Below are 15642 nucleotides of genomic sequence, written 5' to 3'. Positions count from 1 at the left end.
GAGTTGTTATGAGAGTTTACTCTACATATGTTTCTAATGATGGCGGTGATTGGCTGTTTCATTATCATGATTCTGCCAACAATCATGAGCCAAAACCCCAAACCATGGCAAGATTTCAAAACGAATTGCCTGAGGTGCTTGCGTTATTGGACAAAGAAGACATCAAGTCCGAAGAAAAAGCCTTTGAATTATTCATGGAAAAAATGCTGACCGACAAGGATTTTTTGGACGATATTAGCATGGACATGCCCCAAGCAGACATTGACATGGATAACGCCTTAGAAGAGCTATTCAACAGCCACAACACCAAAACCGAAGACAAAGCCTACCAAAAGATAGACAAACTTTGTGATAAATACCCCCAAAGAATTGACTTTTTGTATAACGCCTACGAATTTGCCCCAGATTGGTTTGTAGACAAAGGATTTATGCGACTAAACATGGCGGTACTCATTGGGCTTAACGCCTTAGCACAGGCAGGATTTGATTGGCAAAAAGATGCGTTGGACTGGCTAAAACACCGCACAAGCGAGCAGGACAAAAAACCAAAATCACTCAACAAAAAATAAATGGTACTATGGGGCGGGCGTGCCTTTGGGCAATGTGATTCGCCCCGACACGCCTAAATTTTAAAATCATCTTAAATCCACAACATCAAAGGAAGCCCCCATGAACACCTACCGCCTAAAAATATCCTTAGTAGAACCGCATTATCCCATTAACGAGTTGCACCGCATTGTCGAAGTGTCGGGCAATATCCGTTTTGATGAATTACACCAAGAGATATTTCGCCTGTTTGAACGCCATGATGAACATCTTTGGCAGTTTTTTATCGCTCGGGGCAAAATGGACAGTTTTAATAAGCTGTTTAATGATTGCCATGAACACGTTCTACTGAACGGCAGTTGGCAGTTGGATGATGACTTATTTGTCAGCGAAAACAAAATCTACCCCACATCAACCATGCTAGATGAGCTAAATTTAGCCGAAAAAGAATACATTTATTATTGGTTTGATTTTGGTGATGATTGGCTGCATCGCATTCGCATTGAAAAAATCACCCAAAGCGATGACGCTGACAGCTACCGCTTTACCGTCATCAAAGCCGTGGGCGAGATGCCACCCCAATATGCCGATGAGTCTGACGAGTTTGCAGATACACCCTTTGACCCAAATAACATCAGCCCCGAGCTGGATTTTGAGCTGTCCTTGTTGTCCGCCATGATGCTTATCGTGGGCGACCCGACCAATCCCACCCGCTTTGGTGATTTGGTGGAAGCAGGCATTGCCGATGAGATGCTAAAAAGAGAGCTTATCAAGCCTTGTGTGAGTCTCACGCACAGAGTACAACTGACCGCCAAGGGCGAGAGCGAGCTTGTGCGGGCGATGGAGATGCTTGGGATTTGATTTTGGTTTTGATATTTGGTATTTCACATAGGAATACACCATGACAACCACACCGTTTGCCATCGACTGGCACACCCTGATAGACCCCAAACTTGACGACTTTATCGCCACAGGCACCATGGTGCTTGATGATGTCTTTCATGCCACCGACTTGACTGCCTTACAAGCTGAGAGCGGATTTATAGATTACAGGCAAGCTCATCTGACCCACGGCGAGCGAGAGAGTGCCATTCGTGGCGACAGCATTCGCTGGATTGATGAGTCCTGCCCTGTGGGGTCGGCGTACCTTGGGGCGATTGACGAGCTTGGGCGGTATTTTAACGCCACGCTGTACACAGGCATTCGCTCATCAGAAGCCCACTATGCTTGCTATCCGTCAGGCTTTGGCTACAAATGGCACTCGGATAACCCCAAAGGGCGAGACGAGCGGGTCATCTCTGCGGTGTTTTATTTAAATGATAACTGGACGGCGGACAATGGCGGTGCGATAACGGTGGTGGATAAAACGGGCGAGACTACCGGGCTTTTACCACAACTTAACCGCCTTGTGGTGTTTGATAGTAATTTGTTACACCAAGTGGAAATCACTCATCGTAGGCGGTTTTCGATTGCCACTTGGCTTCGGTGTGATGAGAGGTTGATATAATCACTTTGTAATTATTTGAAAAGATTTTACCATGATTTATATAATCATCGCTTTATTAATTTGGTCAAGTTCATTTACCGCAGGCAAATATGCCTATTCCATGTTTGACCCTGCAATGGCGATTGAACTTCGATTTATCATCGCAAGTTTGATTGTCTTACCTTTTTTTATCAAAACATATCCTTTGATAGAAAAACGCATTCGCACAAAACTGTGGGGCGTGTCTTTTTTGATGTTTCCTATTGGTATTTTTATGCAGTTTATGGGATTGTTTTACACTTCGGCAAGCAGTGCGGTAGTTGTGATTGGGACAGAGCCAATATTGGTATTATTATTGGGATTTTTATTATTTAAACAAAAAGTAGCGATTTATGATTGGCTGTTAAGTTTGATCGCTTTTATCGGCATTGGCTTATTGGTATTGGGTTCGCAAAATGACGGAGCGGTCAATTTGTTTGGACTTATATTGGTATTTTTAGCAGGGACTGGATTTGCATTAAGTTTGTATGTTGCTAAAGACATTATGAAACAACTAGATAATAAAGTCTATACTTCGGCAATATTGGTACAAGGAATGATTTTATGCTTGCCTTTATCATTATTTTTAATCAAAGATTGGCAAGTGAATTTTAATTGGCTTGGTTTATTTTCTATTATTTATCTGGGGCTGGGGTGTAGTTGGTTTGCCTATAAACTTTGGAATATTGGACTTAATAAAACGCCCGCCCACATTAGTGGCATGCTCATTAGTTTAGAACCTGTATTTGGGGTATTATTTGCTTTTTTATTTTTGGGCGAGCGAATGAGTTCAATGACCGCCTTGGGGAGCATGCTGGTGATTGGCTCAGCAATGCTTTCTACAGTGATTCCGATTTTAAAAGAAAGGAAAAACCACTCCTAAATTCATATTTTCATTTGTTAATTTTAAGAAACCCTCATGACACCCACCCTATCCCTTTCTACCGCCCTTTTAAAAGAGCCGTCCATTACCCCCCATGATTTTGACTGCCAAAATATCTTGGCAGAGTTTTTGGGCAAATTGGGCTTTGACTGTGAATTTTTGTATTTTGGCGACCCAAATGACAACGGCAGAAACGCCCAAATTAAAAACCTATACGCCAAGAAAAAAGGAAGCGACCCCACCGCCCCCCACCTATGCTTTGCAGGGCATACGGACGTTGTGCCTGTGGGCGATGAGAGCCTATGGACGTATTCGCCTTTTTCGGCGACTGTGGCTGACGGCTATCTGTGGGGGCGTGGGGCATCTGACATGAAAACCGCCATTGCCTGCTTTTGTGTGGCGTGCGATGAGTTTGTGAAGACCTGCCCCGACCACAAGGGCGATATTTCGCTACTTATCACCGCAGACGAAGAAGGCGTGGCGATTAACGGCACGCACAAGGTGGTATTGGAGCTTGCCAAACGGGGTGAGCGTATGGATTTTTGTCTGGTGGGCGAGCCGTCTAGCACGGCAACACTTGGCGATGTCATCAAAAACGGCAGACGTGGCTCACTAAACGCACGCCTGACCGTAACGGGCAAACAAGGACACATCGCCTATCCACATCTGGCGGTCAATCCCATGCACGAGCTTGCCCCCGCCCTTGCCGAGCTTGTGTCGTGTGAGTGGGACACGGGCAACGACTATTTTCCTGCCACCAGTATGCAAATCTCCAACATAAACGGCGGTACAGGGGCGACCAACGTCATACCCAATAGCGTGGAGGTGCTGTTTAACTTTCGCTTTTGCACCGAGAACACCGCCGAGAGCTTACAGGCAAAAACTCACGCCATTTTGGATAAGCATTTTGGGAGTTCAAAAGCAAATTATACGATTGAGTGGAATTTATCAGGCGAGCCGTTTTTGACCCCAAAAGGCGAGTTTGTGGATGCCGTGGTGTCCGCCATCAAGGACGTTACAGGCACGGACAGCAAGCTGTCCACCTCGGGGGGAACATCGGACGGGCGGTTTATCGCTCCGATTATGAATGCCCAAGTGGTAGAGCTTGGCGTATTAAATGACACCATTCATCAGATAGATGAAAAAGTGGCGGTCGATGATTTGGAGAAATTAACGCAAATTTATGGGAAAGTTTTGGAAAGGCTGATTGCGTAAGAAACCCATATAAAAAGGGCGAGTGATTCGCCCTTTTTGTTGTACTAATTTTCCCAATTTAAAAACCCACATCACTCAAATGACCAATGGCGGGCTTGCCAGTTGCCAAGAGCGTCTTTGGTTGAGTAGCCTTTGACATATGGCTTTACCGCACGCACGTTCACTTGATAATACACCCACACATTTGGCACATCTTTGTCCAAAATCGCTTCAAGCTCATGATACACCTTGGCGCGCTCTTCGGGGCTGTTGGCGGTGTAGGCGGTTTTTAGTAGGTTGTCATATTCGGCACTAGAATACGCCCCATAGTTGCCCGAGCCTTTGGTTTTCATGACGTTTAGGAACGTAGCAGGGTCGTTGTAGTCGCCACACCATGCCGCACGAGCCATTTGGTGTTCGTGGTTACGGCGAGTGGCAAGGTAGGATTTCCACTCTTGGTTGTGTAGCTCAATCTTGATGGTGTCACCAAGGGCTTCTTGCCATAAGGACTGAGCCGCTACCGCCACTTTTTTGTGGTTTTCGCTGGTGTTGTAGAGTAGCTCAAACTTCAACGGGTTTTGCTCGTTGTAGCCTGCTTCTGCCAGCAGTTTTTTGGCTTCGGCAATGCGAGCGGTTTTGTCAAGTTTTTGCCAATCTGGGGTGTAGTTGGGGTTGTTGGCGGTAACTTTTGGGGTCATCTGATAGGCAGGGGTCTCGCCACGAGCCGCCACTTTTTCGGCAATCAGCTCTCTATCTAAAGTCAAGGTCATCGCGCGGCGAACACGCACGTCATCAAAGGGCGGTTTATTGACGTTCATTTCATAATAATATGAGCAAAACGATGGCGATGTTTTGACTTCATTTTTGTCAGCTTTAGCAAGAATGTCGCTTGGAATGTCGGTATAAGTCACATCAATCTCTCCTGCCTGATAACGAGTGTAGTCCGTCTGTCCAGAATCAATCGGCAGTAGCACAAGGTTTGGGATAGCGACTTTGTCGGCATCATAATAATGGGGGTTTTTGGCAAGGACGATTTTTTCGCCCATGACACGCTCTTTGATGATGTATGGACCGTTTACCACGATGTTTTCGATTTTTGACCAGTTATCGCCCAATTTCTCTACCACATTTTTGGGAACAGGTCGCATGGCGGTGTAGGTGAGCATGTCAGGCAAAAACGCCACAGGCTCGGATAGGGTAATCTCAACGGTCTTATCATCAATGGCTTTCACGCCAAGCTCGGTGGGGCTTTTTTTGCCTTCGATGATGTCGTTTGCATTCAAAAACTTAGCATCCGCCACATAGTTGGCAAAGTTGGCAGCCGTCTTTGGGTCAACCATACGCTGAAAACTAAACACAAAGTCATGAGCGGTAATCGGCTCGCCATTTGACCATTTGGCATCACGCAACTTGAACGTCCACACCTTGTTGTCGGCACTCTCCCAGCTTTCGGCAATGGCAGGCTCAAGATTGCCATCAGCATCTGTACTCACTAGCCCCACAAACTGCTGACGGGCAAGTCCAGACTCAGGCACGCCCCCTGTTTTGTGCGGGTCAAGCGAACCGACTTCGGCACCGTTATTGATAACCAGCGTATCACGGTCGGATTTTGTCGTGTCTGTCTTGGTCTCGCTTGTCTTGTCGGCGGTGTCGCCTGTTTGAGCTTGGTTTTGAGGCTGACTGCACGCCCCAAAAAACAGCGGTAAGCACACAGGCAGGGCAAGGGCTAGGGATTTTTTGGAAAACTTTTTAAAAAATAAAGATTGAGTTGTCATAAAAACTCCATATTTCATAGCGACAATAAACCATAATACTCACCATTATCGGTGTTTTTTTGACTTTCCCAAATGCCAATATTGTCTATGGTTGTTCTATTTTGGCATAAGTCGGCACGCTTGGCAAGCCCCACTAAATCGCCGCCATCTGATAGACATCGTAAGCAGGCACTTCATAAGGGTGAGCGGACTTGTAAGCACGCACCACATCCATGAGCCTGTGATCAGGGACGATGGTCTCAACCCGCCACTCAGGAACGTGTTCTATTTTGTCAATCTGACCGATGGCAGGGTTTGCCCCTTTTAAAGGTTTAAATTGTCCCACGCCAAGCACTTGCCAAGAACAATGACTGTATCCGTCAAATTGCCCTGCCCCTGCATTAAATAGGGCGGTTTTGACGTTTTCTAGGTCGGATTCGGGGATATAGGCGATGAATTTGTGCATGGTTTGTCCTAAAATGGGTTGTTGGTGATGCTAAAGCATGGATGATGTTTTTGGCATGATACTTAAGTACTCTATCACAAAAGAGTGTATTAGGGCAAATCACTTGTGCCTTTTGTGGCAGTCAAGCCATCAAGCAAAATTGGGGTGTAGCTGATGTCTTACGGCAAATAAGAGAGCGAACTTATCCAAGTAAATGAGAATAAATAATAATTGATAATGGAGTGTGTTTTTGTTATGTTGTCATTTAACATCAAAAGACACCAATTACAGTAGGTGCGTATGACGCACCAATAAGATTTTCTATTTAAAGGTGCGTCATACACACCTTGTATACCCCCTTTTAAGGTATAATAAGCAAAAACCCGTTATCCACATCTTGTACGCACCTTAGAACCATAAGGGCAACCACCAAGACAAGTTCGTGTCGTAGCTTTAAGAGTGGATAACCTTTCATCAATCAAAACCGTACAGTTGATAGACTCTAAACCGAATACAAGGCAGGTTAATGATGAATAATGCTAAACAAACCAAAACCAATGTGGTAAACAAGCCCAATGACCCCATTTACTGTGGCATTGATGTGGGCAAAAAGGTCTTTGTGGTGTCACTTTCTTGTAAGGATAAAACCAAAACCTTTTCAAACACTGGAGGCGACATCAAACAAGCGATGGCTTATCTTAACACTTATGCAGGCACAAACCTAGCTTTGGTGGTGCTTGAAAGTACAGGTGGATTAGAAATCCCCCTTGCCAAAGCCCTGCATCAATCAGGCTTTAATGTGGTGATTGCCAATCCTAATAAAACCAGCCAGTTTGCTAAATCTTGTTCTAATGCCAAGACAGACAATCAGGATGCCAAAATGCTTGCCTTTGATGCTAAGTTTTTAAGTCTTGATGAGGACAAACTTAGTCATTTGCTCTATGTCCCGCCAAGCGAAGAACAAGAACGCTTAGAGGCTTTGGTAGTACGCCGTCATCAGCTTGTGGCAATGCGTGTACAAGAAAAGAACCGTATTTGGCAAATTCAAGACAGCCAAAAGTTAAGTGTAGAACGCATCATTGCTTATCTTGATAAGGAAATCAAAGACCTTGAACAAGATATCGACACCCTAAGCAAACATTTTGATGACACCACAAAAAAGTTCAAAGACATCAAGGGGATTGGTGGTGTTACGGTTGCTACCTTGATGTCAATGTTACTAAAACTTGGCACATTAAGCAATAAAGAAATCGCCTCCTTGGTTGGCGTTGCCCCACACCCCAAAGAAAGTGGTACACTTAAATACAAGAGCCATTGCAAAGGGGGTAGGCAATCGGTTCGTAATGTCTTATACAATGCCACTAATGTGGCAAGACAATATGAACCCAAATTTAAACAGTTTTATGAGCGTTTGATAGGCAAAGGCAAACCCTTTAAAGTTGCCATCAACGCTTGTATGCGTAAACTCCTAACCGTCATTAACGCCATTGTTAGAAATGACAGTGTTTGGCAAGCGGATTATCATCTTAATCTTAATGTTAAGTAACATCCACAAGCCAACAAAGTTAATGAGGGTTGGCGGTACTGTATTCTTTAGGGATACAGTTGCTACAAATTGGGTAATCCGCCTGCGTGGTCGCCGTGCATATGGGTTATTACCACCGTGTCTATTTTTAAGGGGTCAAAGCCTTTTGCTTTTAACACTTCGCCCACTTCTTCGCTAGGCTTAACACCACGGCGTTCGCAAAACTGCATAAATGGGTGCTACCACGGCTGATAGCCCTTGTCATTGGCACGGCTACTCTCGCCCGTATCCACCAAAATCAAGCCCTCATCGTGTTCAATCAGCCAGCACCCAATCGGCAGTTTGGGCGATTTCATATTGGTCAGCACATCAAGTACACGAAGAGGACGGGCAAAAAAGCGTGCCAGTTGATGATGAATTTTGATTTGTACCCAACCTATCGTTAGGCAATGCACTTTAATCATTTTTTCAATTTCCAAATGGTTGATGTGGGTATTTTATAAATTTTGAGTTCCCTACACAAACATCAAAATCCTTGTATTTAACAGGATAAGCCTATAAAATAGTAAAAATGTATGTTTATTTTTAATTTTTGAGGATTTTAGCTGATGACAATTACTGACAAGTCGGGTTATGTCTATATTTTGACATCAAAAAATTGCGAAAGCATTAAAATTGGCGGTACAGATTATCCACCAATGAAACGCATTAAAGAAATTAACAATTCTTTCCCGTATAAACAATATGGTATATGGCATCTACAAGATTTTAGACAAGTCAATGATTGGAGATTGGTTGAATACCATTTACACTATCAATTTAGAAGTTTTTTAAATAAAGATATTCCCAATCAAAAAAATAGTTTCAGATTGCTTGGCAAACAGCATCTATGAGTTTAAATCAAATTGATGAAACGCTTATTATAAAAAAACCAAAAGTAGATAGAATGTTTCAGGATAATAATTTTAGAGAATTTTTAAATGATTTATTTGAGTGGTCAGGCTTAATTCATTGGCTGGATTATCAAGGAGCTTGGTCGCTTGTCTTATTTCCTTCCACAGGACGGGGGCGATATTTTACATTAAATATAGGTCGCCATGAAGTTGCATACAGCACACTTCCCAAAAAAGATGAACCAAGTGTGCATATGATACTGCTAGATGATTTGATTTTAGAATATGATGATGTTAAAAACTTCTTGGGATGTCATCAAGGAGGTTTTTATGAAACGCCTTACACTTCAGCAATGGAACGGTCTGTCTGTGCTATTTTTGAAGGAGATTTTAAAGTTGCATCAGAATTTTTATCTTTATATGGTGTGCGAAGAGCTTTAATTGCATATTGGCATGAAGCACTTTTTAGATTAAAAGCTAATAATGCAATGAGTGTTTATTCTCGTTTTCATGATTATAATGCTGTCGCTAAATTACTTAATGACATTAATAGATAAAATGAGTTAAAAATATGGATTTACGCACCATTAAAACCCACAATGCGATTGCCAATGCCTTAATTGAGTTGTTGAACGAAAAACCATTTGAAAAAATTGGGGCCCAAGAAATCATTGAAAAAGCCTTGATTAACCGCACGACTTTTTACCCCTGAATCATCAAACTAACTGCAACACCTTTTGATAATAGACCTCATAAGGTGTTCGCCAATTTAAACATTTTCTAGGTCGCAGATTGAGTTTGGCGACCTTTGTTTGTATGTATTGATTGTCCCACTGGTTAATATCAGACCCTTTGGGGAAATATTCTGTTAATAACCCATTGGTGTTTTCATTGCTTCCTCTTTGCCAGGGCTGTCTTGGTGGTGGAAAGTAGATGATTGCATAACTCACCGTTATTTGGCTACCTTCAAGGGCTAAGCGATGCTGTATTTGCTCAAGCGACCATTGATGGTTAAATAGCTTGTCTTGTACCAAGTTAAATACATACGGATTGGTGAGCTTTAAGCTCGGGCGACAGGCTTGTCTTCTTGTTTGGTAAAGACAAGTTGCTTTGATTGCCAAATAATTGTCAACACCGCCATTTCTCTTGATTTCACGGCAAATGGTGGACTTGGCTCTGTTTAATTGTTTGGCAATTATACCCATAGATTTACCCAAAGATAACAAAACCATTATCTTTTCACGCTCATCTATGCTAAGATGTTTGTAAGAAGTGTTCATGCTCTTTAATGCTTTATTTTGTGTGGTGACTTAATAATACATTAAATTGATGAACGCTTCTTTATGTTATTTGGTGTTGCGGTTGGGTTGTGAATTCAAGTGGAATTACAAATCCCCCACCCGACTCGGCTGATTTTCAAGCACATTAGTATTGAGTTTTTGCATGAGTGGGCTTTGGTGGAAGTCATGAGCTGCTTGCTTGTTGGTGTCGCTCAGCGTCTCAAACACATGGGGCAATCGTACACCAATCCAAATGAGTGCCGACATCAGCACCCTGTCTCCCCAAGCGGTGCTGTCAGCCGACAAGGCAGGCAGGTTTGGCAAAGTGGTCTGTAACAGTTCGGTGGATCGTGCCACAAAAGGGTGCAACTCTTGTCCTTTTGGGGTAAATCTTTCGGTAGAAAACGCACGCACGCCCTGTGTCAAAATCCCAAAGGCTTTGGCGATGTTTGGCAAATCGGTGGTGGTGTTGGCATAGACCTGTGGGGCGATGGCTTGAATGATGAGCGGTGTCTCGGTGATGACTTCGCCCGTATCAAGCAGGAGGGCTGGCACTTGACTGAACGAATTGACGGCGGTCAGCTCGGCAAGATTTTCCTAAGGTAGGACAAATTTTAATGCCAAATCCACTTGCTCAAGCTTAGCAATCATGAGCAAAATGCGAGTGTAAGGCGAAGTGGTGCTGAGATATAAAGTGTGCGTAACATACTCCTAGTATTGGCAAAAACCCAACGTCACGCTGGGTTTTTGGTGTGCGATGTTTGATTGTGGCACTTTTTTGGGTCATTACCAATCAAAACTTCATCTCCACCGCCACCTTGTAGTTGCGACCTGTCGCCCCATAGCGAGCGTGGCTTGTGCCTGTATCTTGGTTGACGGCATTGATGGATGACTGACGAACGCTCTCCCACGTGCTGTATTTATAATCCATGAGATTATAAACCCCTGCTCGTACGGTGATGTTTTTGTGGGGCATAAAGTACCCTGTCAAATCATGTGTGTACCAGCTTTTGGGGCTTTTAGAGTCTATTGTCACTGCAATGTCTTTGCCATAATATGTGCTACCTGTCAGCTCATCGGGATTTTTGGCTTTGGAATAGGTCAAACTGTGGTTAAAGCCCCACTTGCCACTGGGAGCATCATAACCAATCCCTGCCACCACACGAGCAGGCTGAATGGCATCTAAAATGGGGTCGGTGGTTAGCGTAAAGCCGTCATAGACGTGGCGGTCTTTGACTTTGACTTCGTTATAAGCGATGTTTGAATACAGACCGTCTGGCAGTTTGTCATAAACCCCATACCAGTCGATTTTGCCAAGTACGTTCACGCCATTTAGGGTGATGTCTTGGATGTTATAAAAATCGCTGTGCGTATGGATGCCTTTGACATCGGCTTTGGCAATCAAATCCTTATAACGGTTTTGAAAATAACTGACTTCCAGCACGCCAAACTGACCTTGCACGCCCACCCCAAATTCGTGGTTGGTGGATTTTTCGGGGCGTGGGGCGGTGCGATTGGCAAAAGTGTCATTAGATAATGCACCGCTTGACCCTGTACGTACGCCATACATTTCATAAAACGCTGGTACTCTAAAACCGTTTGAGTAGCGATAAGACAACGCCAAATAGTCAGTCGGACGTACGGTCAGACCTGCGTTATACGACCAGTTTTTATAATCATCCACCGCCGTCCAGTCATCATTGCTGTCAAAACGATGATTGTCATAACGCACACCCAAGCCCAAATCAACTTTATCGCCAAAATAAATATGGTCTTTTAGGGCGATAAAGGCGTGTTTGCCTGTGATGTTGCGTGGTTGACAACTGTTGTTGTCGGTACGGCTGTCATCGCACGCTGTGCCGTGTTGCATGGTTACTGGCACACGCTCATAGATGTGTGGTTTATCATAAGAACCATTATGCCCTTGTGTATAAACGTGGTTGTAACCTCCTGAGGCATACGAAAATGCCAATGCCCCTCGTTCGAGGATGGATTTGACGTTGCTAAATCCAACGAGTGTATTAAGACGGTGCTGGGCTTTGGCGGTGCTGATGACTTTATCAAAGCTAAGCTGTCCAAGCGTCAAACGCTCTTTATAATGGTTGTTTTCCGTACCTGACCACGACCATGGTTTATCGATACTGGCTTGGCAACGCCCCATGTTGGGATAATCTTGGCAACGCATGCGGTGCATTTGGCTATCCAAACCAAGCGATTGGTGGTCTAGGCTGACTTTGGCTTTATCAATCCAACCATTGCGATTGGGGTTTTTATATTGATAAAACAAGCCCACTCGGTCTTTTTTGTGTAATTCATCAAAAAAGCGGGTATTGCTATATCTTGCTCCCCAGTTACCATTCAAGCCACCATTAAACACCAGACCACTCAAAGGGTTGCCCATCACATCAGCAATGCCTGCGTTACCTACCGCAAGCCCTGTTTCGGCATTGATACTGCCTTGGGTGAGAGATTGTTTGCCAATACTGTCTTTGGTGTAGTAAGCAGGCAGGGTCATGTCCTGGATGTTGTACCGCTGTTTGGTGTGTTCAAGCACCGCCCCAATGCGATGACGGTCGCTTAGGTCATAGCCTGCTTTATAAAAGATGGACTGGCTTTTATAATCCATTGGGTTGGCGTGGATACGGTCAACCCCTGTATAATCTTTGGTGCTAATGGTGTGGGTTTGGTATGCCATTGCTTGTGTTTGGGCTTTTTCGTCAGCGGTTAGGGCGGGTGAGGTACGTGTGATAATCCGCTCACGATTGATGTTGGCTCGTGGCAAAGCGGGACAATCTAGGGTGGGGCAGTCATCTTTGATGAGATAGTAGGTATGGCCACGCTCATCGGGCTGACCTGTGAGTGCATAACGGTCAAAATATCCTGTGAGTGGCTGATAACTGTGCTGATAACTCTCGAGGGCTTTGTGGCCTTTAGTTTCTTGTCCTTCTTTGTGGGTGTAGATGAGTAGGTTGTCAAAACTACCTGTCTTAAATGCCCCTGCCAAGGACTGCATCCATTGGTTGTTTTTGCTACTGTATGCCGTCTTGCTGTCAAAGCCCCACTGCTTTCCATCTTTGATGATGTCGCTACTGTCCTTACTGACAAAACCGACTGCACCACCCAACGCCCCAGAGCCGTACTCTGCCGAACTTGCTCCTTTGCTAAGCTCAATGCTTTTGATGTTTTCGTATTCGATTTCGTTGATAGCACCACCGTTTGCCTCAGTTTTTAGGGCGAGGTAGGATTGGGCTTGGTTTAAGCCATCCACCATGATGGCAACACGGTTTTTGTCCACGCCACGCATGGCGTAGCCTGAGGTTGCTCCTCGTCCTTGTTCTACCACGCTGATACCGGGGTCGTAGCGCGTCAAATCACGAATGTCTAGCACTAACTCCTTATCGATGTCATTGGGGCGTTTAACGACTTTACCCAGCCCTGTAATTTCGTTGCTTTTACGGGTGGCTTGGGGCTTGATGGTGATTGTCATGCCTTCAAGCTCTACCTGTGGCTCAGCGGTGTTGGCAAAGGTCGGCATGCCAAACAACACCATGCCGATGGCAACACATAACAAAGTGGGTTTATTGTGTTGAGTGAATGAGTTTTTGACTAAATGGCTCATGCGATGTCCCTGTGATGTTTTGATAAAAATCAAGAATGCTCAAAAGAACATTCTTGGTTGATAAATTAAAAAGCAAATAAAATCAGACAAACCGACAAAGGTTGATGATTAAGGCGTGTTGGTTTGGCGTTTGCCACCAAAGACCACCCCGATTTTGTCCTCACCTACCTTGTCATGATGAATGACGCCACCAAGCTCTGAGGCGTTTACTCCATAAAAACCACCATGAAAATCAGCATTGATGTGGGCGATGGCACTAGCACCTGTGCTGTTTGGGTCAAGATTAAAACCATTTACTCCCGTTTTGGCGGTACCACTAAAACCATTGCCTGTGATTGTGCCATTGAGGGTTAGCACAGGATTATCCTCCAAGCCGTTATCGGCGATGAGTTTGCCAATCAGGCTTTTTGAACCAAAATCCACATCAAAGCGACTTCTTGTACCTGTGGTGAGGTTGCTTGCGGAGCTTGCCCAGCGTCTACCATCTTTACTGTCGATATAGCCTTCCCACGTGCCACGATAGTGAGCGGTGCCTGAGGTGGGAATGGCGGATGTGTCTGTTCTTTCGCCCACCAAAAACAATTTGCCATCACTTAATACGGGCGTATCTGCTGTACCACCCACCGTGCCATAACCGCCAAATTTTACATAGTCTAAGTTATTGCAACATACGGTGATGGATAGTTTTTTATCGCCATGTGCTATTTGATGGGTGTTGATGAATTTCATGTCGGCAAAACTAGACACACCCTCTGGTAAAAGCGACACAAGTTTACCATCAATCACCAGATGGCTAGCTTGTCCGAAGGTATCCATGTTGGTTTTGGTGAGTGTTTTGCTGTCGATGGCGGTGGCATCAAATTGAGTTTGTACTTTATCAACCACACCACGTTTGCCTGCAAATACCCCAAATAGTGAGCCATCTGGTGTCAAAAATTTACCCGCCAGCTCCTCAGCATTGCTACCAAAAAACCCCCCTTCTAATGCCCCATCTTTGCCAAAAATAGCATGTTCTTTGTTGTTGGCGGTGGCAGTTCCCACAAAGCGGTTGCCTTTTAATTTGCCATCAAGGCGATAACGCTCGCTGACGGTTTGGTTGGCACTTTGGTTGATGATGTTGTGGTTTTGAGTGAGTTTGCCCGTGAGGGTTTTGTTAGCAAAGTTCACTTCAAGCACACTGTGTAGTCCCACAGGTTTGTCATTATCACGCCCACGATTGATGTCAGCATCTAGGCTGGTTGCCCCAACGGTATTGCCTTTTACTCCATAACTCATTAAATCATCCGTAAAACCCTCTGGCAACTCTTTGCGAGTGCTGATGGCATTACTCACAAAATCCCAAGTACCGTTATAGATGGCGGTGACAGTAGGAAAAGCGGTCGCTGGGCTGACCCCTTGATAAAACACGTAGCCGTATTGTCCTGCAGGGTTTTGGCGAAACGCACCACCCGTTCTATCAAACTCGATACGCTTTTCGGCAATCACATAGCCTGACCGCACAAAGTCAAGCTCTCTGGTGGTGGCTTTGGAGCTTTTGTCGTGAGAATAATAAATACCGTTGTCTAAGACGTATTTGGGATTTTTTTCCAGTTCATCACCAAACGCATTCGGCAATGCGTCCAAACCATGATTGATGGGCTTGACTTTGTCAGCGGTGATGTTGACAGTCAGCTCCTCAGGGGTGGGATTTCGCATGTCAAATACACGGCGAGGAATCTCTACCGCATAGCCCAATGCAGGCTCTTGATTGTCGATGTCGAGCTTGCGTCTGGTGTTTTGCTCATCCTGATAAGTAGGGGCGTTGGGCGGGGTGGGGGAAGCGTGTTGGTTGGCGCCTTGCGTGTTTAGGCTGTTGACGTTGCCAAGCTCAAATGTACCTTTGCCACTGGCACAGGCATTGAGTAAAATCGCACCTACTAAAACGCTAAGTGTTGTTTTAAGATGTACTCTCATCATTATCACCATTTTCATTTACAAT

General features: G+C 44.7%; 17 protein-coding genes. 9 read left to right on the top strand and 8 right to left on the bottom strand.

From position 1 onward, the window contains the following. Positions 1-8: 8 nt before the first annotated feature. The 5 genes from LP107_RS13665 to dapE all read left to right on the top strand — a co-directional run bounded on the left by LP107_RS13665 (position 9) and on the right by dapE (position 4169). Positions 9-569, top strand: a complete 561-nt coding sequence (locus tag LP107_RS13665; protein WP_078274900.1) for a hypothetical protein — start codon at positions 9-11, stop codon at positions 567-569. A gap of 100 nt (positions 570-669) precedes the next feature. Further along, a complete protein-coding gene (locus tag LP107_RS13660; protein ID WP_078274899.1) occupies positions 670-1407 on the top strand; it encodes an IS1096 element passenger TnpR family protein in 738 nt (245 codons plus the stop codon). 40 nt (positions 1408-1447) lie between these two features. Then, a complete protein-coding gene (locus LP107_RS13655; RefSeq protein ID WP_078274898.1) occupies positions 1448-2053 on the top strand; it encodes a 2OG-Fe(II) oxygenase in 606 nt (201 codons plus the stop codon). Positions 2054-2084: 31 nt separating this feature from the next. Continuing rightward, positions 2085-2954 (top strand): DMT family transporter, encoded by an 870-nt coding sequence (locus tag LP107_RS13650; RefSeq protein ID WP_078274897.1) that lies wholly within the window; start codon positions 2085-2087, stop codon positions 2952-2954. 36 nt (positions 2955-2990) lie between these two features. Continuing rightward, a complete protein-coding gene (dapE, locus tag LP107_RS13645) occupies positions 2991-4169 on the top strand; it encodes a succinyl-diaminopimelate desuccinylase (RefSeq protein ID WP_078274896.1) in 1179 nt (392 codons plus the stop codon). Positions 4170-4240: 71 nt separating this feature from the next. On the opposite strand, the gene LP107_RS13640 is transcribed toward dapE, so the two are convergent. Together LP107_RS13640 and LP107_RS13635 are read right to left on the bottom strand one after the other, a co-directional pair. Then, positions 4241-5923 (bottom strand): peptide ABC transporter substrate-binding protein, encoded by a 1683-nt coding sequence (locus tag LP107_RS13640; RefSeq protein WP_078274895.1) that lies wholly within the window; start codon positions 5921-5923, stop codon positions 4241-4243. Between the two features lie 133 nt (positions 5924-6056). Then, positions 6057-6368 (bottom strand): YqfO family protein, encoded by a 312-nt coding sequence (locus LP107_RS13635; RefSeq protein WP_078274894.1) that lies wholly within the window; start codon positions 6366-6368, stop codon positions 6057-6059. Between the two features lie 505 nt (positions 6369-6873). On the opposite strand from LP107_RS13635, the gene LP107_RS13630 reads away from it, so the two are divergent. Further along, positions 6874-7893, top strand: coding sequence for an IS110 family transposase (locus LP107_RS13630; RefSeq protein ID WP_228157728.1), 1020 nt, complete (start codon positions 6874-6876; stop codon positions 7891-7893). Positions 7894-7955: 62 nt separating this feature from the next. On the opposite strand, the gene LP107_RS13625 is transcribed toward LP107_RS13630, so the two are convergent. Next, positions 7956-8102: an MBL fold metallo-hydrolase gene (locus LP107_RS13625; protein WP_208624058.1), complete on the bottom strand. Its 147-nt coding sequence runs from the start codon at positions 8100-8102 to the stop codon at positions 7956-7958. 9 nt (positions 8103-8111) lie between these two features. After that, positions 8112-8336, bottom strand: coding sequence for an MBL fold metallo-hydrolase (locus tag LP107_RS13620; protein ID WP_208624057.1), 225 nt, complete (start codon positions 8334-8336; stop codon positions 8112-8114). Between the two features lie 144 nt (positions 8337-8480). Between LP107_RS13620 and LP107_RS13615 the strand changes: the two genes are divergently transcribed. Genes LP107_RS13615 through LP107_RS13605 form a run of 3 tightly spaced genes read left to right on the top strand, consistent with a single transcriptional unit; the run spans position 8481 to position 9477 of the window. Then, positions 8481-8765 carry a GIY-YIG nuclease family protein gene (locus LP107_RS13615; protein ID WP_078274892.1) on the top strand — a complete coding sequence of 95 codons (285 nt, stop codon included), beginning with the start codon at positions 8481-8483 and terminating at the stop codon, positions 8763-8765. After that, positions 8762-9322, top strand: coding sequence for a hypothetical protein (locus tag LP107_RS13610; protein WP_078274891.1), 561 nt, complete (start codon positions 8762-8764; stop codon positions 9320-9322). Before LP107_RS13615 ends, LP107_RS13610 begins: the two co-directional genes overlap by 4 nt. A 14-nt stretch (positions 9323-9336) precedes the next feature. Further along, positions 9337-9477: a hypothetical protein gene (locus LP107_RS13605; protein ID WP_208624056.1), complete on the top strand. Its 141-nt coding sequence runs from the start codon at positions 9337-9339 to the stop codon at positions 9475-9477. 4 nt (positions 9478-9481) lie between these two features. On the opposite strand, the gene LP107_RS14530 is transcribed toward LP107_RS13605, so the two are convergent. From LP107_RS14530 to LP107_RS13585, 4 genes are all read right to left on the bottom strand, one after another. Next, positions 9482-10045 (bottom strand): helix-turn-helix domain-containing protein, encoded by a 564-nt coding sequence (locus tag LP107_RS14530; RefSeq protein WP_420029492.1) that lies wholly within the window; start codon positions 10043-10045, stop codon positions 9482-9484. 105 nt (positions 10046-10150) lie between these two features. Beyond that, complete coding sequence (locus tag LP107_RS13595; RefSeq protein ID WP_078274889.1) at positions 10151-10600, bottom strand: thioredoxin domain-containing protein; 450 nt, start codon at positions 10598-10600, stop codon at positions 10151-10153. 238 nt (positions 10601-10838) lie between these two features. Then, a complete protein-coding gene (locus LP107_RS13590; protein WP_078274888.1) occupies positions 10839-13664 on the bottom strand; it encodes a lactoferrin/transferrin family TonB-dependent receptor in 2826 nt (941 codons plus the stop codon). Between the two features lie 108 nt (positions 13665-13772). Then, positions 13773-15617, bottom strand: coding sequence for a transferrin-binding protein-like solute binding protein (locus LP107_RS13585; protein WP_158079695.1), 1845 nt, complete (start codon positions 15615-15617; stop codon positions 13773-13775). Between the last annotated feature and the right edge of the window lie 25 nt (positions 15618-15642).

This window comes from Moraxella bovis (assembly GCF_025985205.1).
GTDB classification, from domain to species: Bacteria; Pseudomonadota; Gammaproteobacteria; order Pseudomonadales; family Moraxellaceae; genus Moraxella; species Moraxella bovis.
Note: the sequence above shows the minus strand (reverse complement) of the source record. Positions and strands in the feature narration are given on the sequence as shown.